Here is a 20,985-nt window from a genome sequence, read left to right as displayed (position 1 = left end):
GGGCGGGTCTCAGCCCGCCCGCACCATGTCGACGAAGCTGTGCACCTCGCGGCGCAGCGTCACCGCCTGCAGCGACAGGTCGCGCGCCGAGGTCAGCACGCGGTGCGCCGCGGCGGCGGAGGCCTGCGCCGTGCGCTGGACGGCGGAGATGTTGGTGGTCACTTCCTGCGTCCCGCTCGCCGCCTGCTGGATCGAGCGGGCGACTTCCGAGGTGGTGGCGTGCTGCTCGGTCATGGCGGCGGAAATCGCCGCCGCGGCGTTGCGCAACTCGGTGATGGTGTGGCTGAAGCCGGCAATGGCCCCCTGCACGCCCCCGGTCGATTCCTGAATGCCGGAAATGCGCTCGGAAATGCCGGCGGTCGCCTGCGCGGTCTGGCTGGCCAGCGCCTTCACCTCCTGCGCCACCACGGCGAAGCCGCGCCCGGCCTCGCCGGCGCGGGCGGATTCGATGGTGGCATTGAGCGCCAGAAGGTTGGTCTGGCCGGCAATGGAGTCGATCAGGCCGGTGATGGTGCCGATCTGCTCGGCCGAGGCTTTCAGCTCGTTCATCTGGCCGCTGGTGGCGGCGACCTCGCCGACCGCCCGCTCGGTCATGACGGTGGAATGCTGCAGCCGGTCGCCGATTTCCTGCGCGGCGGCGGAAAGCTCCTCCATCGCCGACGCCACGGTCTGCACATTAGAGGTGGCGAGCTGCGCGGCGGCCGCCACCGCCCCGGCCTGGTTGGTCGCCTCCTCCGCCGTGGCGTTGAGCGCCTCGGACGCCGCCTGCAGGTCGTTGGCGGCGGTCGCGACCATGTCGACCACCGCGCCCACCGCCGCCTCGAACTGGTCGGCGAGCTGGCGCATCTCGGCATGGCGGTTTTCGGCGGCGCGCTTGGCGAGAAGGCGCGCCTCCTCACGGGCCGCCTCCGCCTCGCGCAGCCCATCGCGGAACACGGTGAGCGCGCGCGCCTGCTCGCCGATCTCGTCGGTGCGCCCGGCATGGGGGATGGCGGCTTCCAGATCGCCGGCGGACACCTGCTCCATGGCCGCGCTCACTTCCCGCACCGGGCGGGCGATGCCGAGGAAGGAATAGGCGCCGGCCAGCACCGCCGCCAGGATGGCGATGGCGGAGAAGACCAGAATGCGGGTCATGCCGTCGGTAAGTGCCTGGTCGGCCAGCGCCCGCGCCTCGTCGGCCTGCGCGGCCGTCTCCGCCACCACGCGGTCGAGCACCTGGTTGGCCTCGCGCATGACAGGCTCGCTGCGGTCATTGACGAGGGCGGTACGGCTGGAGAGCTGGGCGAGATTGGCGTCGATCAGCTGCCTGTAGGCGTCGAAATCCTTCAGCGCCGTCTCTACCGTCTGCGCCACCTGAGCGTTGTCGCCCATCTGCGTGCGCACATCGGTGAGGATGGTGACGACGCGGTTCTGCATCGAGGTGAGGCGCTTGAGCTGCTTGGCGTCGCCTTCCAGCATATAGGTGGAGGCGGCGAGATTGATGTTGTCCACCAGCTGTTCCAGCGGCTGGAGATTGCTGGCCATGTCGGTCTGGCCGAGTTCGAGCATCTGTCCGGCGAGCGTGGAGAAGTGCGTGCGCGCCCGCATGGCGAGGGCCGGGCGGGCCTCGACGAGCTGCTGCTGCGTCTTCTCCGAATCATGCACCTGCGCCGTGACGGCGCCGAACGCGCCGAGCAGCTGCTTGAGCTTCACGAAATCCGCGCGATCATCGTCATGGGTTTCCAGCGCCATCAGCCGGTCGAGCCGGCCCTGCGCCGCCGCGATGTCGGCGTTCACCGCGCCGAGCAGCGCCTCATTATTGGGATTGGCGAAGGACAGCCGCATCTCCGTGGCGTTGAGCTGAATGCGGGTCAGCAGATCGGCCACTTCCTCGCTCTCGTTCAGGATCGTCGCCTGCCGCTCCGCGGCTTCGTTCGCCTCCTCGATGCTCGCCATGGCGAAATGCCGGCTCACCAGCACGCCGCAGGAGAGAAGAACGAGCAGCACGGACGCAATGCCGAGCTTCATCGCGATGCCGAGACGCATCGTGCCCACGAGATACCTCCACTTGTCCTTTTACCTCGCGGCACAAAAGGACATGTGGCTTGCGCCAGTCTTGCCGGTGGTTGTGGGCAGCGGGCTCAGCGCCGCCGGCCGGCGGGCTTACTCATAGGCGGCCAGAGCCTGCGCCAGCGCCGCCCGGTCGGCGCCGGCGGCCAGCGCCAGCGTGAGCAGCAGCCGCGCCTTCACCCCGGTGAGCAGCCCCGCGGAAAGCACGCCGCGCGCCAGCAGGTCGATCTCCGAGCCGGGATAGCCATAGGTGCGGGCGAAGACCGGCCCCGCCAGCGTCCGGCTGGCCAGCGCCACCGGCAGGCGCGCCGCCACCTCGCCGACCAGCGGCGCCAGCGCGCCCGGCACATGGCCCGCCCCCGCCCCCTCGATGACGAGGCCGGCATAGCCGAGATCGGGCACGGCGCGCAGCAGCCTGCCATCGTCGCCCATGGCGATCTTGATGAGCGCCACCGGCGGCAGCGGCGCCGTGCCGGGGTCGAAGGCCAGCGCCGGGCGCGCCAGGCGGGTCAGCAGCCGCACCCTCCCCTCCGCCACCAGACCGAGCGGGCCGGCCATGTCGGAGACGAAGGCGGAGGTGAGCGCGGTGTGCGCCTTGCGCACGAAGCGGGCAGCGTGGATCTCGTCATTCAGCACCACCAGCGTGCCGAGCCCGCGCGCCGCGTCGCTGGCGGCGACGAGGGCGGCGGCGAGAAGATTGGCCGGGCCGTCGGCGCCCGGCTGCTGCGGGCCGCGCATGGCACCGACCACCACCACCGGCCGCTCGCCCGGCACCAGCAGGTCGAGCGCGAAAGCGGTTTCCTCGATGGTGTCGGTGCCCTGAATGACCACCGCGCCATCCATGCCGGCGGCGAAGCCGGCGCGGATCTCGCCCGCCACGGCGGCGATGTTCTCCAGCGTCAGCGAGGCACTGCCGACCTTCATGGGCGAGCGCGCCTCGATGTCCGCCACCTCGGCGAGGCCGGGCACCGCCGCCACCAGCTCGGCCGCGCCCAGTGTCGGCGCGATGCCGCCATCGGGCGCCGTGGTCATGGTGATGGTGCCGCCGAGGGAGAGGACGAGAAGACGGGGACGCGGAAGGAGAGAGGACATGGAAGACCTGACGACGCAGCGGGGAAATCCCACCCTAACCGCCCGCCGCCGCGCCGTCAGCCCGTCACGCCGCCGCGCGCAGCCCCGCCAGCTCGGCCGGCATCGGCCCGCCGGTCGCCCAGTCCAACAGTTCCACCGTGTGGACGACCGGCACGCGCGTGCCGCCGCCGATCTGCGTCATGCAGCCAATATTGCCGGCGGCAATCACCTGCGGATCGGTGCGCTCGATATTCGCGACCTTGCGCGCGCGCAGCCGGCCGGCGATCTCCGGCTGGAGGATGTTGTAGGTGCCGGCCGAACCGCAGCACAAATGCCCTTCGGCCGGCTCCAGCACGGTGAAGCCGGCGCTAGCCAGCAGCGCCTTCGGCGCGGTGCGCACGCGCTGGCCGTGCTGCAGCGAGCAGGCGGAGTGATAGGCGACGCGAATGCCCGGTGCGATCACCGGCGCGGGAAGCTCCTGCGCGGCGAGAAACTCGCTCACATCCTTTGCCAGCGCCGACACCTTCGCCGCGCGCTCGGCATAGGCCGGGTCGGTACGCAGCATGTGGCCGTAATCCTTGATTGTCGTGCCGCAGCCCGAGGTGGTGACGAGAATCGCATCCAGCCCCTCGCCCTCGATCTCGCGCATCCAGGCGTCGACATTGGCGCGGGCATTGGCGAGCGCCAGCTCCTCCTTGCCCATATGGTGGGTGAGCGAGCCGCAGCAGCCCCCGCCGACGGGGCGGACGATCTCCACCCCCAAGCGGGTGAGCAGGCGGATCGCCGCCGCGTCGATCTCCGGCCGCAGTACCGGCTGGGCGCAGCCATCGAGCAGGGCGACGCGGGCGCGGCGGGTGCCTTGGGCGGCGAAGCGGCGCACGCCCTCATCCGCCGACCGCGTCGCCGGCCGGGCGGGGGCGAGGCGCAGCATGGCGGCCACCGGCGCGAGGCCGGGGATGGACGCGAACAGGCCGGCGAAGGGCTTGGCCACCATCGCGCCGCCAATGGCGAGGCGGAACAGCGTGCGGCTCGGCAGCACCCGCGCCAGCAGCGCCCGCGTCAGCCGGTCCATCAGCGGCCGGTCATAGGTCGCCTCCACATGGTCGCGCGCATGGTCGATCAGATGCATGTAATGCACGCCCGAGGGGCAGGTGGTCATGCAGGAGAGGCAGGAAAGGCAGCGGTCGATATGCTTGGCGACTTCCTGTGTCGCCGGCCGGTCGTTCTCCAGCATGCCCTTGATGAGGTAGATTCGTCCGCGCGGGGAATCCAGTTCATCCCCCAGCAGCACATAGGTCGGGCAGGTGGCGGTGCAGAAGCCGCAATGGACGCACGCGCGGAGCACCTGCTCGGAACGTGCGGTCTGCGGATCGGCCAGCTGGGCGAGGGAGAAGTTCGTCTGCATGGCTCACACTCCCGCATAGATGCGCCCGGGGCTCAGCACGCGCCCGGGGTCGAAGCCGTTCTTCATCCGGGCGATCAGCGCGCCGGTGATGGGGTCGAGCGGCTGGAACACCTCTTCCGCCGCCCGCGCCGCCGCCGAGGCGCGGATCAGCGTCGCATGCCCGCCGCCGGCCGCCGCCACCGCCGCGCGCACCGCCGCGGTCTGCGGCTCGGCGCCGGGCATCTCCGCCCAGACCAGGCCGCCGGCCCAGTCATAAAGGCAGCGCGCGCCGATCTCGCGCAGCGCCGCGCCGACGGACGGCCCCGCCATCGGCGCCACCGAGATGCGCCAGAGGGCGGGGTGATTTTCCAAATGTGCTCCCTCATCCCCGGGCTTGACCCGGGGACCCAGGCCTTGAGGCCGGAGCACGGCTTCACTCTGGGTGGCGGGGTCAAGCCCGGCCATGAGGGCAGGATCGGGCAGAGCGGGGGGCAACGGCACCGCAAACGGCGTCACGTCGCGCACCGCCTGCCAGAAGCCGCGCGACGCGTCGGCGTCGAGGAAGGACAGCGTGCCATGGGTGCGCAGCATCGCCTCCAGCTTGCCGCGGCGGTGGCGAATCGAGGGCTGCACCCCCTCCAGCCGCAGGGCGGTCACGGCCGTCCCCGCCCCGGCGACGGCGGCAATCGCGGCCGCCACCGCTTCCGGCACATGCGCGGCGCCGGACACGTCGTAATAGGAGCCGACCGCCGCGCTCATGGCCGCCGCCGCCGCGGCCGGGTCGAGGCCGAGCAGCAGCAGCGTCTCCACCGTCTCCGGGCGCGGCAGCACCTTGATGGTGAGTTCGGTGAAGGCGGCGAGCGTGCCATAGGAGCCCGCCAGCCCGCGCGGCAGGTCATAGCCGGTGACGTTCTTCACCACCCGCCCACCGGCCTTGAACGCTTCCGCCCGGCCGGAGACGGCGCGGATGCCGAGCGCATGGTCGCGCGCCGCCCCGGCGCTCGGCCGGCGCGGGCCGGCGAGGTTGCAGGCCATCAGCCCGCCCAGCGTGCCGCCGCCCGGCGCCAGGCCGAGCAGTGGGCCGAAATCCATCGGCTCGAAGGCCAGCATCTGCTTGGACGCGGCGACCAGCGCCTCGATCTCCGCCACTTGCGTCCCCGCCTTGGCGCTCAGCACCAGCTCCTCCGGCTCATAGAGGGTGACACCGGAAAGGCCGCTGAGCTCCAGCGTGGCGTCGGTCTGGATGTGGCGGCCAAGCCCGGCCTTGGAACCGGACCCGGCGACATCGAGGGTCCGCCCGTTCGACACCGCCCAGCGCACGGCCTCCACCACGTCGGCCTCATCGCGCGGACACAGCCTCTCGCTCATCTCAAGCCACTCCCGAAAGCGCGGCGAGCCGCGCGGCATGCGTGTTGTGTTCCGCCACGACGGAGGGCAGGTCGATGGTCACCACCTCGCCATGGGCCACCACCGGCCGACCGTGGACATAAGTGAAGGCGGCGCGCCCCGGCGTGCAGAACAGGGCGGCGGCGACCGGGTCGGCAAGGCCGCCGGCAAAGGCGACATCGTCGAGCCGCAGGGCGAAGAAGTCCGCGCACATGCCGGGCGCCAGCGCGCCGATATCCCTGCGCCCGAGCACCGCAGCCCCGCCCAGCGTGGCGAGTTCCAGCGCCTCGCGCGCGCTCATCCACTCCGCGTCGCGCGAGGGGTCCGAGGTCGAGAGCGTGGTGTCCGGCCCCTCGGGCGGGCGCAGGCTAATCTGCAGCCGCGCCAGCAGCATGGCCTGCCGTGCCTCGGTGAGCAGGTTGTTGCCGTCATTGGAGGCCGAGCCGTCGACGCCGAGCCCGACCTGGACCCCTGCCGCCCGATAGGCCCGCACCGGGGCGATGCCGGAGGCGAGGCGCATGTTCGAGGAGGGGCAATGGCACACACCGACCCCGGCGCCTCTGAAGCAGCCGATCTCATGCGCGTTCACATGCACCGCATGGGCGAACCAGACGTCGCTCCCCAGCCAGCCCAGTTCCTCCATATAGGCGACGGGGCGCTTGCCGAAGCGTTCCAGGGTGAAGCGTTCCTCGTCGATGGTCTCGGCGAGATGGGTGTGCAGCCGCACGCCCTTGTCCCGCGCCAGCGCCGCGCTCGCCCGCATCAGTTCCGGCGTCACCGAGAAGGGCGAGCAGGGGGCGAGGGCGATCTGCAGCAGCGAACCCGGCGCGGCGTCGTGATAGCGGGCGATCGCCCGCTCACAATCGGCGAGGATGGCGTCCTCGTCCTCCACGCAGTCATCCGGCGGCAGGCCGCCCCGGGACTGGCCGAGCGACATGGAGCCGCGCGAGACCATGAAGCGCAACCCGATCTCGCGGGCGGCGGCGATCTGGTCGTCCACCGCGCAGCCATTGCGAAAGACATAGGCGTGGTCGAAGCAGGTGGTGCAGCCCGACAGCGCGAGTTCCGCCAGCCCCACCAGCGTCGCTGTGCGCGAGGCCTCCGGCGTGCGCGCCGCCCACAGCCGGTAATGCGCGCCAAGCCAGCGGAACAGATTGACGTTCTGTGCGGCGGGCAAAGCGCGGGTCAGCGTCTGGTCGAGATGGTGGTGGGCGTTCACCAGACCGGGCAGCAGCACATGGCCGGAGAGGTCGAGCACCGCGTCGGCGCTGGCCGGCAGGCTCTCGCTCGGCCCCACCTCGACGATCATCCCGTCGCGCGCGAACAGGCCGCCGCCGGATATCTCGCGGCGGGCGTCATCCATGGTGACGAGCACCGTGGCGTTGCGGACGAGGAGCGTCGCCATCAGAAGCGCGGCAGGTCGGGGAAGGGCAGCTTGCCGCCCGAGACATGCATGCGGCCCAGTTCGGCGCAGCGGTGCAGCACCGGGAACACCTTGCCGGGGTTGAGCAGCGCGTCGGGATCGAAGGCGCATTTCAGCCGCTGCTGATGGGCGAGGTCGATCTCATTGAACATGGACGGCATGAGGTCGCGCTTTTCCACCCCCACGCCGTGCTCGCCGGTGAGCACGCCGCCGACCTCGACGCAGAGCAGCAGGATGTCGGCGCCGAAGGCTTCCGCCTTTTCCAGCTGGCCGGGCTGGTTGGCGTCGTAGCAGATCAGCGGGTGGAGATTGCCGTCGCCGGCATGGAAGACATTGCCGCAGCGCAGCCCGTATTTCTCCGACATCTCCTCCATCCGCTTCAGCACCAGCGGCAGCGCCTTGCGCGGAATCGTGCCGTCCATGCAGAGATAATCCGGCGAAATCCGTCCCACGGCGGGGAAGGCGGCCTTGCGCCCGGCCCAGAAGGCGACGCGCTCCTCCTCGCTGGTGGAGGCGCGCAGCGTCAGGCAGCCGAGCGTGCCGGCGATCTCGGCCACGCGCTCGATGAGGTGGTTCACCTCCGCCTCCGGCCCGTCCAGCTCGACGATCAGCAGCGCCTCGACATCGAGCGGGTAGCCGGCGCCGAGAAACGCCTCGGCGGCGTGGACCATCATCTTGTCCATCATCTCCATGCCGCCGGGAATGATGCCGGCGGCGATGATGGCGGCGACGCAGGCGCCCGCCGCTTCCGATGAGGGGAAGCCGACCAGCACGGCGCGCGCCGTCTCCGGCTTCTTGAGGATGCGCACCGTGACTTCCGTCACCACGCCGAGCAGACCTTCCGAGCCGACGATGAGGCCGAGCAGGTCCAGCCCGCCGGAATCGAGATGCTTGCCACCGAGGCGGATGACCTCGCCTGATATGAGCACCATCTCGACGCCGAGCACATTGTTCGTCGTCAGCCCGTATTTCAGGCAGTGCACCCCGCCGGAATTCTCGCCGACATTGCCGCCAATGGTGCAGGCGATCTGCGAGGACGGGTCGGGCGCGTAATAGAAGCCCTCATGCGCCACCGCCGTGGTGATGCCGAGATTGGTCACGCCCGGCTGGGCGACCACGGTGCGGTTCTCGAAGTCGATGTCGAGAATGCGGTTGAACTTGCCCATGCCGAGCAGGATGCCGTCTTCCAGCGGCAGCGCCCCGCCGGACAGCGAGGTGCCCGCCCCGCGCGGCACCACGGGAATGCCGTTGGCATGGGCATAGGCCAGCACCTTCGACACCTGCTCGGTGGTGGAGGGCAGCACCACGACGAGCGGGAGCTGGCGATAGGCCGTCACCCCGTCGCTCTCGAAGGGGCGCATCTCCGCCTCGGCATCGATCACCCCCTCGCCGGGGACGATGGCGCGCAGATCGGCGACGATGCGGGCGCGGCGGGCCAGCACATCCGCCTTCGGCGCCGGCATGACGAGACCGGACATGGCACTCCTCCCTGATGCGTCTTGTGCGGCCCGGGCGGCCGCAGGACCGCGCAAAGCCTTTTCGCTTTCGAGCCATTCTAGGGAAAAGCGCGTCAGCTTCCTATGGTAAAAAAACTAGACCAAGGATGAATATGTCGTGTCCGACCCTCGGCTTCGGTATCGGCGCACGCCCCCTTGCGCGCGATCAAGGCGCTGCGCACCTCCACTGGGTAAGGCCAGTGCCCAAGGATACCATCGGCCGGCCGCGCCCCATGCCGGCCGCCGCACAAAGGGAGACGCGCATGAACGAGCTCACCGCCCGCCCGGAGGACGCCGACGCCGGAGCGCTCAGCCGCATCCGCCTGCATCTCGCCCGCTCGAAAGAGTTTCCCGAGGGCAGCGCCCGCCATGGCTACGAATTCGTTGCGCCGTTGGACGGCACGGGCCGCATCGACGCCGAGGCCTGGAAGGGCCAGCGCGCCGCCTGCACCGTCACCCGCTTCTGGGCGAATGAGGCGCCGGAACATGGGCGGCTGGTGCATCGCGCCGGCGGCGCGGGAGGATCGAGCTGGGTGTTCGACTATGAGGCGGATGCCAGCGAGGATGACGAGACCGGCTATCGCTTCGGCGACCACGCCTTCGTGCCGGGCGAATATGTCTCGCTGCGCGACGAGGAGGGCGAGTTGCACACCTTCGTCGTGTTCTCGGTGGAGCCGGCCTGAGATCGCCTCATGAACGACAACGGCGCGGACGGCCTTGCGGGCCCGCGCCGTCTTGATGCGTACAGAACCTGCGTGCGACCGCTGTCAGTTCGACGTGCCGGTCCCGGCCGGCGCCGTCGGCACGGCGCTGGGGGCGGAGGCGGTCTCGGCGCCCGCCAGCGGGGCGGCGGCGCCGCTCTGGGTCGCGGGCGTGGCGGCCGGCGGCGTCGCCGGCGCCACGGCGGGGGTCGCCGCCGGGGTGGCGGACGGGCTCGCGGCCGGGAGAGCGGCGGGCGTCGCCGCTGGCGTGGCGGCGGCATCGGCCGGCGCGTCGACCGGCTTCGGCTTCGGCGTGGCGGCCACGGCGCGCGGGCGGGCCGGGCGCTGGATCATGCCCATGACCTTGTTGTGCAGCTCCGGCGCCTTCTCGATGTTGAAATGGCTCAGCGCGCCGGCGCCGGTGAGGTCGATGTTCTCGACCTGGCGCCCGGCCACCGGCTTGCCCGAGCCACCGGCCTGGTAATAATTCACCACCTTGCCGATCTTGGGCGAGGCGGTCATCGGCGTCACCGGATCGAAGGTGACCACCAGCGGCACCGGCACGCCGGCCTCGCTCACCCGGTTGCCCATGGTGACGGCGGCATCGGCGCCGAGCGAATGGCCGATGATGATGACCGGCGTCGGCCGGCGCTTGCCCACCGTCGCCTGCTCGATGGCGTAACGGGTCAGCGTGTCGAGATCGGCATAGGAATGCACGCTGGCGTCGATCCCGCGCGCCCGCATCTTGGCGGCGAGGTCGTCCATGCCGAGCGAGAAGATATTGGCGAGCCCGCGCAGCAGATAGACCCGGGGCTGGTTCGTGTTGGGCTTGGACTGCGCCTGGGCCGGGGCCGGAACGGCCAGGGCGACGGCAAGAACGGCAACGATGGCGAGCCAGCCGGCCCAGACCCGCGAGAACTTCATGTCACACATCCCGAAAACACCGTCTGTCTTCATGCTCTGGGGCCCTGACCCTTGCAAATGGATTCTAGAACCGCCCCGCTTTGCCGCAAGCCTGATGCAGGGACGCAACAGTACCTCCCGCTTGGGCAAGGGGCGCGCCGCGGCGCGGCGCGGCACCGCATCCGCCATGGCCCCCTTGCCAGCGCGCCGCGAGCATGCAACCCACTGGAATGCGCGGAGTTCCCCGGCGCGACGGTACGAGGCTGGGGAGGTGAAGGAGCGAGCTTCGGTGACGACGAACGCGACGGCCCGGGCGGCCGGCAAGGCCTTTTACGACCATCCGCTGCGCGCGCCCGTGATGGCGGAACTGCACGCCCGCCCCTTCGTGGCGGTATCGACGCCCGCGCGCATCCTGCACGTCGCCTTTCTCGTCGACCGCGCCCAGGCGGTGGCCGACCGCGCCGCCTTCGCCGGCCTGTGCATGGCGCGCGGGCAGCCGGCGCCGGACCGCGAGGCCAAGCAGCACCGCGTCGCCTTTGGCCGCTTCGTCGTGCGCTGGGAGCGCCACGCCGAATTCACCACCTATACCTGGGAACTGCCGGCCGAGGATGTGGTCGAGGGCGGCCTGCCCTTCCAGCCCTCCGCCGCCAGCCTCACCGACGTGCTCACCCAGCTGCCGCAGCCGGGGCCGCTGCTGGTGGCGGTGGACCTCCACCTCGTCACCGACACGGCGGACGCGCTGCCGCTCGACCGGCTGTTCGACCGCACCAGCCTCGCCCGCTCGGATGTCGAGGACGGCTTCGCCGAGATCGCCACCGATTTCCAGCCCGACCCGTCCGGCTTCGTGCGCATTCTGGTGCGCGATCGCGGCATGACCGACGACGCCGCCGGCGCGCTGGTGCAGCGCGTGCTGGAAATCGAGACCTACCGCACGCTGGCCCTGCTCGGCCTGCCGGAGGCGCAGCGCCTCGCCCCTACCGTGGCGCATAGCGAGCAGGAGCTTTCCAGCCTCACCGAGCAGATGCGCCAGAGCGAGGGTCTCGCCGCCAATCACAAGCTGCTCGACGCGCTGACCGGCCTCGCCGCCCAATTGGAAGCGGACGCCGCCGCCTCGCTGTTCCGCTTCGGTGCCACCCGCGCCTATGAGGAAATCGTCAATTCGCGCCTGCGCACCATCGGCGAGCGGCCGATTTCCGGCTATCCCACCTGGCAGCAATTCCTGCTGCGCCGGCTGCAGCCGGCCATGCGCACCTGCCAGGCGATCGAGCAGCGCCAGGCGAACCTGTCGGTCAAGCTCACCAGCGCCGCCAATCTGCTGCGCACCCGCGTCGATGTCGAGCTGGAACAGCAGAACCGCAACCTGCTGCAGAGCATGAACAAGCGCGCGCGCATGCAGCTGCGCCTGCAGCAGACGGTCGAAGGGCTGTCCGTCGCCGCCATCTCCTATTACGTCATCAGCCTGCTGCACTACGCGCTGGAAGGGCTGCACGCCCGCGCCGAGGAAGCCGGGCTGCATTACGATGTCGGCACCGCCACCGCCATCGCCGTGCCCATCGTGGTGCTGGTGATCTGGACGGTGGTCCGCCGCATCCGTCGCGGCCATGCCGAGTAGGCCAAGGGGGCGCCTCCCTGCCCCCGGCTCATCCGCCGTTTCTCACGAAAAAGCCCCGGTCTCCCGGGGCTTTTTGCTGTCGGCCGGGGCGGGCTTCTATTGCGAGAAGCCGCCGGTCGAAGGCGCGGGCGCGCCGATCCACTGGGTCTGGCTGTTGTCCGGGGCGGGCGCGGGGGCCGTGGCCGCTGGTGCGGTCGCGGCGGGTGCGGTGGCGGCCGGTGCCGGCGTGGCGGGCGCGCTCTGCACCGCGGTGCTCGGGGCCGCCGGGGCGGTGCGCGGCGCGGCGCTGGCCGCCGGCACCACGGCCGGGGAGGTCTGGCGCGGCGTCGCGGTAGGCGCGGGCGTCACCACCGGGGCGGGACGGGCCGCCGCCGGGGTCTGGCGCGGCGCCTGCTGCGCCTGCGGCTGGGTGCGCGGCGCTGCCGGGCGGGCGCGGGTCGGCTTCTCCTCCTTGCCCTGCGGGTCGAAGCCGACATAGACGACATAACTCTCGGACGCGCCGGGCGACGGGCGGGGGAAGGTCACGTCGTCGGCGACGAGGCCGAAATCGACCTGCATCACGCCCGCGCCGACTTCCACCGGCACCGAATAGAACTTGGTCCACACCGATTTCGGCGCCGGGCCTTCTTCCACCACGGCGAGGCGGATCGGCACGGTGAGCTTGCCCGGCCCGCCCTTGGGGCCGAGCAGGACGCGGCCCTGAATGCCGATGCGCATGGTCATGTCGGGGGCGGAGAAACGGCATTCGCGGGAGAACTGGCCGAGCGTCGCCTGATAGCGCACGCCGCCATCGGAAGGCTCCGTCACCTGCCAGGCCGCCGCGCCGGTCCGCACCTGGATCGGCGGGCAGGTGAACTCGGACGCATCCGGCGCGCCGGGGGTCACCGCGGCCGTGCCCGCGCCGCTGGTGCCGCCACCGGCGGCGGTGGGCGAGACGGTGGTGGTCTGCATGCTGGAGCCGAGGAAACCCTGGTCGCCGGCATCTCCGGCGCCCATCGGCCCTTCATTGCCGTTGCCGCCGCCAATGCCGGCGCCGGCGCAGCCCGCCAGCAGCAAGGCGAGCGCGGGAACGGCCAGCCATGCCGGCGCGCGCCCCCTCAGCATTCCTCTGCGTCCCGCCTGGCCGAACGGCCGGTTTCGCACGTCCCCGATACCCATACGCATACTCCCCGCCGTCCCGGGCTGGATGAGCCGTGGCGCCTTCCCCCGAAGCGCCGGCCGGCCGGTGATCCTGGATCCGCTTTACTGGACGCTCTTATAGCAGGCCACCGCGCACAGGAAACCTGTCCTGTGGCGGTGGCGTCAAGCCTTCGCTTCCGCCTGTCGCCCGTGGGGCGCGGCGGGTTCAGCCGCCATTGCCGGCGGCGGGCGTGGCGGTGAGGCCCGTCGGCTCGCCCACCAGGCTGAACAGCAGCGCGGGATGGGCGTTCAGCCGCGCGGCCACGCGCTTCACATCCTCCAGCGTCACCTTCGCCACCAGCTCGTTGCGGATGTCGATATAGTCGATGCCGAGATTGTCGATCTGGATCTGCAGCAGCTGCGAGGCGACCTTGGCGGAGCTGTCGAAGCGCAACGCGAAGGAGCCGATGAGGTAGCTCTTGGCGTCCGCCAGCTCCTCCTCGCTCGGCCCCACGGTGAGCAGGCGCTCATATTCCGCCCGGATCAGCGCCGCGCTTTCGGCCGCCCGGTCGTTCTTGGTGGCGGTGCCGCCGAGGATCAGCGCCGTATGGTCGAGCGGGGCGAGGTGGCTGTAGACGGAATAGGCGAGGCCGCGCTTTTCCCGCACTTCCTTGAACAGGCGGGAGGAAAAGGCCGAGCCGCCGAAAATATGGTTGAGCACGAAGGCGGGGATGAAATCCGGGTCGTCGCGCTTGAGGCCGATGCCGCCGAAGACGATGGAGGTCTGCGGCACCGCCAGCGTCTTCACCACATCGGTGCCGAGGCCCTTCGGCTCCACATCCGGCACCGGGGTCAGCTGGGCCTTGGCCGGCAGCGCGCCGAACATGGCGTCGAGCGCCGGGCCGAGCTTCTCCGCCGTGATGTCGCCGACCACCGCGATCTTGAGATTGTCGCGGGCGAGGTTGCGGGCGACGAAGCTCTTGAGGTCGTCGCGGCTGATGGTGGGCACGCTCGCCAGCGTGCCGGCCACCGGACGGCCATAGGGATGGTTCGGGAAAGCCGCGGCCGACCAGCCGAGACTCGCCAGCGAGGAGGGATCGTTCAGCCGCCGGCGCAGCTGCGCCAGCTGGCCCTGGCGGATGCGCTCCACCGCCTCGTCGTCGAAGCGCGGGGCGTTGACCGCCAGCGCCATCAGCGCGAAAGCGTCGTCGACATTCTCCGACAGCGTGCGCAGCGAGCCGCCGAGGCTGTCGCGCGAGGCGTCGAAGCGCAGTTCGATCGCCTTTTCCGCCAGCCGGTCCTGGAAGGCGCGGGAATCGAGATCGCCCGCGCCCTCGTCGAGCAGCGAGGAGGTGAGGCTGGCGACGCCGGGCTTTGAAGCCGGGTCCTGCGCCGCGCCGCCGAGAAAGGCGATTTCCATCGCCACCAGCGGCAGGGTGGTGTCGTGCACCAGCCACGCCTCGATGCCGCCCGGGCTGATCACCCGCTGGATGCGCGTCGTTTCGGACTGGGCGGGTGAGGCGGGGACGAGGGCGATGGTCATGAGCGTGGCCGCGGCAAGCGAGAAAAAGGAACGGAGAAGGCGGGAGCGCCGGCCTGCGGCGCGGCCGGTCACGAACGGTCCTCCCCGGGGCTCGCCCGTTCGGCGCCCGGCTCGGGCAGGGCGGCGGCGGGGGCGGGCTTGGCCTGCAGCAGCTGGCTGGTCACGGCGCGGGCGGGCACCAGCCAGCGCCGGGCGGCGTCGCGCACCTGTTCGGCGGTGACGGACTTCACCAGTTCCGGCCAGATCTTCACATCCTGCGCGGTGGAACCGGTGGCCAGCGCGGCGCCATAGATGCGCGCCAGCGTCGCCTGATTGTCCTGGGCATAGATCGCCTCGGCCACCAGCCGGGTCTTCGCCCGCTCCAGCTCGGCCGCGTCCGGCCCGTCCTTGGCCAGCGCGGCGATGGTCTCGTCGAGCGCGGTTTCCACCGCCTCCATCGTCACTTCGGGGCGCGGCGTCACCGAGAGGCCGAAACGCGTATCGTCGAGCGCGGTCGACTGGTACCAGGCGCCGGCACTGGCGGCGACGCCCTTGTCGACCACGAGCGAGCGGTAGAGCCGTCCGGTGGAGCCGCCGCCCAGCACCTGGGCGAGCACGTCGAGCGTGACGCTCTCATCGCGGTCGCCGCGATAGGAGGGCACGAGATAGCTGCGCGAGAGGCTCGGCTGGCCGACACGGCCATCCGCCAGCACCAGCCGGCGTTCGGCGCGCGGCGGCGGTTCCTGCGGGCGGATACGCGCCGCCGTCTCGGCGCGCGGGGCGACCTTGCCATAGGTCTCCTCGGCCAGCTTCTTCACCTCCTCCGGCTCGACATCGCCCGCCACCACGAGGATGGCGTTGTTGGGGGTGTAGAAGCGGCGGTAGAAATCCAGCGCGTCCTGCCGGTTCAGCTGCTTGATCTCGTCTTCCCAGCCGATGATCGGGTGGCCATAGGGGTGGTTGACGAACATCGCCGCCTGCGCCGCCTCGGAAAGCTGCGAGGCGGGGTCGTTGTCGGTGCGCATGCGCCGCTCTTCCAGCACCACGTCGCGTTCGGGCAGCACCACCTCGTCGGTCAGCACCAGCCCGGTCATGCGGTCGGCCTCGAAGCCCATCACGGTGGCGAGGTTCTGCTTGGCGACTCGCTGGAAATAGGCGGTGTAGTCCTGGGAGGTGAAGGCGTTTTCCTGCCCGCCGAGCTTGGCCACCACCTGCGAGAACTCGCCCGCCGGGTGCTTGTCCGTGCCCTTGAACATCAGATGTTCGAGGAAATGGGCGATGCCGGACTTGCCCGGCTGCTCGTCGGCCGAGCCGACCCGGTACCACACCATATGGGTGACGACCGGGGCGCGATGGTCGGGCACCACCACCACCTGCATGCCGTTGCCGAGGGTGAACTCCGCCACCTCGGCGGCGTCCGCGCGCGCGGGAGCGGTGGCAAGGCCGGCGGCGGCGCCGGCGAGCAGCATCAGAGCGGGCATGAGTCTTCCAGTCACAGCTTCATCCGTTTCGGCGGGCCGCCCGGAGGAGACGGGCGCGCCACCCGTTCTCGGGCGGCGCAGGGCGGAGGCGCAGGCAATGTAGCGATGAAGCGGGCGCGGCGCGATGCGCCGCCGGCGGGCTTCACCGCGAAGTGAGGAACCGGTCCGCGCGCGGCACGCCGCGAACGCGCTCTCCGGACGCGCCGGCAGGCGCGGGAAGGGCACGCCACGCCGGCAGGCGGGCGTGATCGGTCAGTTGCCGTTCTTCTGGGTACGGTCGAACCAGTTCGGCATCTTCCACGCCTTGTCTTCCGGACGGTCGGCGACGACGCCATATTTGGCGCCGGGCGCGGGGGTCTGGTAGCCGGGCGGCGGCTCGGTGAGCGTTACACGCTCCGGCTCGCCCTCGAAGCGGATCGTGTCGTCCTTCTTGTTGCCCCAGCCGAGGAAGCCCATCTCGTTCACCGAGAGACGGTTGTCCTGGTTGGCGCGGCCATTATTGGCGAAGCCGCTGCCGGTGGCCTTGCCGGGACGATAGCCCTTGTTGAGTTCAGCCGGGGTGAGCGAGCGCGCCTCGCCGACGCGGCTTGAGGTGTCGCGCGTATCCACCCAGTTCGCCTTCGCTTCCGCCTCGCGGACAACCTGGTCATGGTCCTTCGGCCAGGCCGGATTCTGCGAAATCTCGGAGGCGTCGCGCGGCGGGGGCAGAATGTCGCCCGTCGGCGGCACCACCAGCGGCGGGCGCTCGCGATACTCGATATCGGGCGGGGGAGGCGGCACCAGGCCGAGGCCGGTGAGAAGCCGGCCGGTCAAGTTCATCTCCGGCGGCTCGTCGTCGGCGAAAGCCGGCGCGGTGCCGAAAGCACCGGCGGCGGCGCAGGTCAGGACGCCGGCGAACAGCGCGGCGCGGGCGGCATGAACTCGTGTCGTCATCCGGTCGTCTCCTGCCGGTCCGTGGGGGGGCGAGAACGCCTCGCCCACGCGACCGCTCAAGCGTGCGGAAGGTCCGATCTCACTTCAGGGCGGCGATTTTGCGGCGCTCCCGAAAAAGGAAGCATACAAAAGCAACCCGACCCCGGCAACAATGGCCACGTCGGAGAGGTTGAACACATACCAGTAGAAGCCGAAAGCGTGCAGCGAGACGAAGTCGAACACGGCGCCATAGGCGGCGCGGTCGATGGCGTTGCCGAGCGCGCCGCCGATCAGCAGCCCCAGCGCGGCCGCCTCCAGCCGGTTGTCGGTGCGCGCCAGCCAGAACCAGAACAGCACCGCCGCCGCCAGCTTCACCCCGCCGAGCACCCACCAGCCCTCGGCGCCCAGCGAGAACAGCCCGTAGCTGATGCCGGTGTTCCACGCCCAGACGATATCGAGGAAGGGCGCCACCTTCACGATGCCGTCCGGGCCGAAATCCACCCCGTGCAGCACGGCGAGCTTGGAGCCCTGGTCGATCGCCAGCGCGGCGAGCGCGAACAGCGCGCCGGTCAGCGTGTGGGGGCCGGCGAGGCGAAGCGTCATGAGAATTCTGCCCGAGCCGTCATCCCGGACGCGCGGCACGCGCGCGCCGGGATCGCCTTGAGTTGGAAAGGGTGACCACCGCCGTCACGCGATCCCGGATACGGCCTCGCGGCCGTTCCGGGATGACGCAGAATCGTCTCGCTCACTCCGCCGCCCGGCGGGCATGGGCCAGTTCGCGCAGCGCCTGCGCGTCGCGCGGGGTCACGTCGGGATAGTCCGCCTCCGTGCCGACCAGCGGCGAGATCTTCCACGAGCGGGCGCATTTGTGGCCCACCGCCCGGTTCGGCACCACCGCCACGCCCGGCACCTCGGGCAGGCGGAACGCGTCGGCCGGGCCTTCGTCCGGCATCAGATGCGCGTCGGAGGTGATGCACACTTCCGCGAGATCGACCGCGCTCACCGCCGCGAACAAAGCGGGGTCGCTCACATGCACCACCGGCGCCGCTTCCAGCGAGGAGCCGATGCGCTTGGCCGCGCGCTCCACTTCCAGCGCGCCGAGCACGACGCGCCGCACCAGGCGGATCTTGCGCCACTCATCGGCCAGCACCGGGTCGCGCCATTTGGCCGGCGTGTCGGGGAAGGTCTGAAGATGCACCGAGCCGGTCTCGGAAGGGAAGCGCGCCAGCCAGGTCTCCTCCGCCGTGAAGGGCAGGATCGGCGCCAGCCAGACGACGAGCCGGTTGAACACCTCGTCGAGCACGGTGAGGCACGCCCGCCGCGTCACCGAGGAGATCGGGTCGCAATAGAGCGCGTCCTTGCGCACGTCGAAATAGAAGGCCGAGAGTTCGCTGGTCATGAAGGCGGTCAGCGCCGCGTTCACCCGCTTGAAGTCGAAGCCGGCATAGGCCTCGCGCACCACGCCGTCGAGCTCGGCGAGGCGGTGCAGCACCATCTTTTCCAGCGCCGGCATGTCGGCGAAGGCGACGCGCTCGGCCTCGCGGTAGTGATGCAGCGAGCCGAGCAGCCAGCGCAGCGTGTTGCGCAGCTTGCGATAGGTCTCGACCGTGGTCTTCAGGATTTCCGGCCCGATGCGCAGATCGTCGGAATAGTCGGAGGCGCACACCCACAGGCGCAGAATGTCGGCGCCGGAGTTCTTGATCACTTCCTGCGGGGCGACGACATTGCCGACCGATTTCGACATTTTGCGGCCCTGCTCGTCGAGCACGAAGCCATGGGTCAGCACCACGTCATAAGGCGGGCGCCCGCGCGTGCCGCAGCTCTCCAGCAGCGAGGAATGGAACCAGCCGCGGTGCTGGTCCGAGCCTTCGAGATACATCACCCGGTCCGGCCCGCCATTGAAGGCGCGGTTCGCCTTCAGGTCGGGGCGCACTTCCAGCGTGAAGGCGTGGGTGGAGCCTGAATCGAACCACACGTCGAGAATGTCGTCGACCTTGGTCCATTCATTGGAACTGTAATCGGTGCCGAGGAAGCGCTGGGCGGCGCCTTCCTTGTACCAGGCGTCCGCCCCCTCCGTGGCGAAGGCCTCGGCAATGCGGGCGTTCACCTTCTCGTCGCGCAGGATCTCGACCGTGCCGTCGCCCCTGTCCTTGACGAAGACAGCGATCGGCACGCCCCAGGCGCGCTGGCGCGAGACCACCCAGTCCGGCCGGTTCTCGATCATGCCGGTGATGCGGTTCTGGCCGGAGGCCGGCACCCATTGCACCTGCTGAATGCCACCGAGCGCGCGGGCGCGCAGCGTGTCGCCACTGGCGCTGGAGCCGTCCGCCGCCGCGATGTCCTTGTCCATCGCGATGAACCATTGCGGCGTGTTGCGGAAGATGATCGGCGCCTTGGAGCGCCAGCTATGCGGGTACTGGTGCTTCAGCCGCCCGCGCGCCAGCAGCTTTTCGGCGCCCATCAGCGCCTTGATCACCGCATCATTGGCGTCGCCGTCCTTGCCCTTGTCGTCCATGACGCGGGCGCCGGCGAACAGCGGCACATGGTCATAATAGCGCCCGTCCGGGCCGACCGTGTGCGGCACCTCGCCCAGATGCGCGGACATGAACAGGTTGAAGTCGTCGGCGCCGTGGCCGGGGGCGATGTGGACGAAGCCGGTGCCGGCCTCATCCGTGACGAAATCGCCGGGCACCACGGGCACGCGGAAATCGAAATAGCCCTGCGCGCCCTCGACGCCGTTCAGAGGGTGGGCGCAGACGAGATGGGTCGGGTCCACCTCTTTATGGCGTTCGTAAGCCGTGACGCGGGCGGCCTTGAACACCTCTTCCGCCAGCTTGTCGGCGAGGATGAAGTGCTCGCCCACCTTGGCCCAGTTGTCGTGCGGCGCCTCGGTCACCTCATAGACGGCATAGGTCACGTTCGGCGAGAAGGCGATGGCGCGGTTGCCGGGAATGGTCCAGGGCGTGGTGGTCCAGATCACCACGCTGGCGCCCTCATAGGAGGGAAACAGGTGGATGTCGGCGGCATCCTCCGGCGGCTCCAGCCCCTTGGGCAGGCCGCCGGCGGTGGCGGCGCTCTTGCGATAGCCGGTGACGGGGAACTTGACGAAGATCGTGGTGGACTGGTGGTCGTGATACTCGACCTCGGCCTCAGCCAGCGCGGTGCGCTCCACCACCGACCACATGACCGGCTTGGAGCCGCGATAGAGCAGCCCGTTGCCGGCGAACTTCATGATCTCGCGGGCGATCTGCGCTTCCGCGTCATAGCTCATTGTCACATAGGGGTGCGACCAGTCGCCCTCGACGCCGAGCCGCTTGAACTCGGCGCGCTGCACGTCGATCCAGCCCTCGGCGAAGGCGCGGCATTCCTGGCGGAACTCGACGACCGGCACCTCGTCCTTATTCTTGCCCTTGGCGCGGTACTGTTCCTCGATCTTCCATTCGATCGGCAGGCCGTGGCAGTCCCAGCCCGGCACATAGTTGGAATCATGGCCGAGCGCGCCCTGAGAGCGCACCACCACGTCCTTCAGGATCTTGTTGAGCGCGTGGCCGATATGGATGTTGCCATTGGCATAGGGCGGGCCGTCATGCAGCACGAAGCGCGGGCGGCCTTCGCCGGCCTTGCGCTGCTGGCCATAGAGGTCGATCCGCTCCCAGCGCGCCAGCAGTTCCGGCTCGCGCTGCGGCAGGCCGGCGCGCATGGGAAAATCGGTCTGCGGCAGGAACAGGGTCGCGGAATAGTCGTGCGCCGTGCCCTCGCCTTCCGGCTCAACCGACGCTTCGTTCCCGTTGCGACCATCGCTGTTGCGGCTCGTCATGACGCGCTCCTTGCCTTCGCGCCCGGTTTAAGCGCAGCGGCAGGCGCGTGCAAGGGAGGGAGGCCACACCGTCATCCCGGACGGTCCGCAGGACCGATCCGGGATCGCT

The 20,985-nt window shown here is 70.3% G+C and carries 15 protein-coding genes; 2 read left to right on the top strand and 13 right to left on the bottom strand.

Annotated elements, in window-relative coordinates:
• Positions 1–9: 9 nt before the first annotated feature.
• The 6 genes from J2S75_RS04925 to J2S75_RS04900 form a co-directional block, all read right to left on the bottom strand.
• Entirely contained in the window at positions 10–2,025 is a 2,016-nt protein-coding gene (locus J2S75_RS04925) for a methyl-accepting chemotaxis protein (protein WP_307019148.1), read from the bottom strand.
• Between the two features lie 117 nt (positions 2,026–2,142).
• Positions 2,143–3,141 (bottom strand): asparaginase, encoded by a 999-nt coding sequence (locus J2S75_RS04920; RefSeq protein WP_307018715.1) that lies wholly within the window; start codon positions 3,139–3,141, stop codon positions 2,143–2,145.
• A gap of 64 nt (positions 3,142–3,205) precedes the next feature.
• Positions 3,206–4,525, bottom strand: a complete 1,320-nt coding sequence (gene glcF, locus J2S75_RS04915; RefSeq protein ID WP_307018714.1) for a glycolate oxidase subunit GlcF — start codon at positions 4,523–4,525, stop codon at positions 3,206–3,208.
• A 3-nt stretch (positions 4,526–4,528) separates the two neighbouring features.
• The gene (locus tag J2S75_RS04910) at positions 4,529–5,911 is read right to left on the bottom strand and encodes an FAD-binding protein (protein WP_307018713.1); all 1,383 of its coding nucleotides are present in this window, start codon (positions 5,909–5,911) and stop codon (positions 4,529–4,531) included.
• Positions 5,874–7,295: an 8-oxoguanine deaminase gene (locus J2S75_RS04905; RefSeq protein WP_307018712.1), complete on the bottom strand. Its 1,422-nt coding sequence runs from the start codon at positions 7,293–7,295 to the stop codon at positions 5,874–5,876. Before J2S75_RS04905 ends, J2S75_RS04910 begins: the two co-directional genes overlap by 38 nt.
• Positions 7,295–8,791, bottom strand: a complete 1,497-nt coding sequence (locus J2S75_RS04900) for an FAD-linked oxidase C-terminal domain-containing protein (protein WP_307018711.1) — start codon at positions 8,789–8,791, stop codon at positions 7,295–7,297. The genes J2S75_RS04905 and J2S75_RS04900 overlap by 1 nt, the downstream gene beginning before the upstream one ends.
• A gap of 281 nt (positions 8,792–9,072) precedes the next feature.
• On the opposite strand from J2S75_RS04900, the gene J2S75_RS04895 reads away from it, so the two are divergent.
• On the top strand, positions 9,073–9,492 hold the full coding sequence (locus J2S75_RS04895) for a hypothetical protein (protein WP_307018710.1): 420 nt from the start codon (positions 9,073–9,075) through the stop codon (positions 9,490–9,492).
• 84 nt (positions 9,493–9,576) lie between these two features.
• On the opposite strand, the gene J2S75_RS04890 is transcribed toward J2S75_RS04895, so the two are convergent.
• Positions 9,577–10,434, bottom strand: a complete 858-nt coding sequence (locus tag J2S75_RS04890) for an alpha/beta hydrolase family protein (protein WP_307018709.1) — start codon at positions 10,432–10,434, stop codon at positions 9,577–9,579.
• A gap of 268 nt (positions 10,435–10,702) precedes the next feature.
• On the opposite strand from J2S75_RS04890, the gene J2S75_RS04885 reads away from it, so the two are divergent.
• Positions 10,703–12,025, top strand: coding sequence for a DUF3422 family protein (locus J2S75_RS04885; RefSeq protein ID WP_307018708.1), 1,323 nt, complete (start codon positions 10,703–10,705; stop codon positions 12,023–12,025).
• 96 nt (positions 12,026–12,121) lie between these two features.
• Here J2S75_RS04885 and J2S75_RS04880 read toward each other — a convergent pair whose 3' ends face one another.
• The 6 genes from J2S75_RS04880 to ileS all read right to left on the bottom strand — a co-directional run bounded on the left by J2S75_RS04880 (position 12,122) and on the right by ileS (position 20,876).
• Positions 12,122–13,129 carry a hypothetical protein gene (locus tag J2S75_RS04880; RefSeq protein WP_307018707.1) on the bottom strand — a complete coding sequence of 336 codons (1,008 nt, stop codon included), beginning with the start codon at positions 13,127–13,129 and terminating at the stop codon, positions 12,122–12,124.
• Positions 13,130–13,370: 241 nt separating this feature from the next.
• Entirely contained in the window at positions 13,371–14,759 is a 1,389-nt protein-coding gene (locus J2S75_RS04875) for a M16 family metallopeptidase (protein ID WP_370874089.1), read from the bottom strand.
• Entirely contained in the window at positions 14,756–16,147 is a 1,392-nt protein-coding gene (locus J2S75_RS04870) for a M16 family metallopeptidase (RefSeq protein WP_307018705.1), read from the bottom strand. The genes J2S75_RS04875 and J2S75_RS04870 overlap by 4 nt, the downstream gene beginning before the upstream one ends.
• 252 nt (positions 16,148–16,399) lie before the next feature.
• On the bottom strand, positions 16,400–17,080 hold the full coding sequence (locus tag J2S75_RS04865; RefSeq protein ID WP_307018704.1) for a hypothetical protein: 681 nt from the start codon (positions 17,078–17,080) through the stop codon (positions 16,400–16,402).
• Positions 17,081–17,164: 84 nt separating this feature from the next.
• Positions 17,165–17,662: a signal peptidase II gene (gene lspA / locus J2S75_RS04860; RefSeq protein ID WP_307018703.1), complete on the bottom strand. Its 498-nt coding sequence runs from the start codon at positions 17,660–17,662 to the stop codon at positions 17,165–17,167.
• Positions 17,663–17,804: 142 nt separating this feature from the next.
• Complete coding sequence (gene ileS / locus J2S75_RS04855; RefSeq protein ID WP_307018702.1) at positions 17,805–20,876, bottom strand: isoleucine--tRNA ligase; 3,072 nt, start codon at positions 20,874–20,876, stop codon at positions 17,805–17,807.
• Positions 20,877–20,985: the final 109 nt, after the last annotated feature.

Origin of the sequence: Ancylobacter polymorphus, from assembly GCF_030813495.1 — a bacterium.
In the GTDB taxonomy this organism is placed as follows: Bacteria; Pseudomonadota; Alphaproteobacteria; order Rhizobiales; family Xanthobacteraceae; genus Ancylobacter; species Ancylobacter polymorphus.
This window is presented reverse-complemented; position numbering and strand designations above follow the sequence as displayed.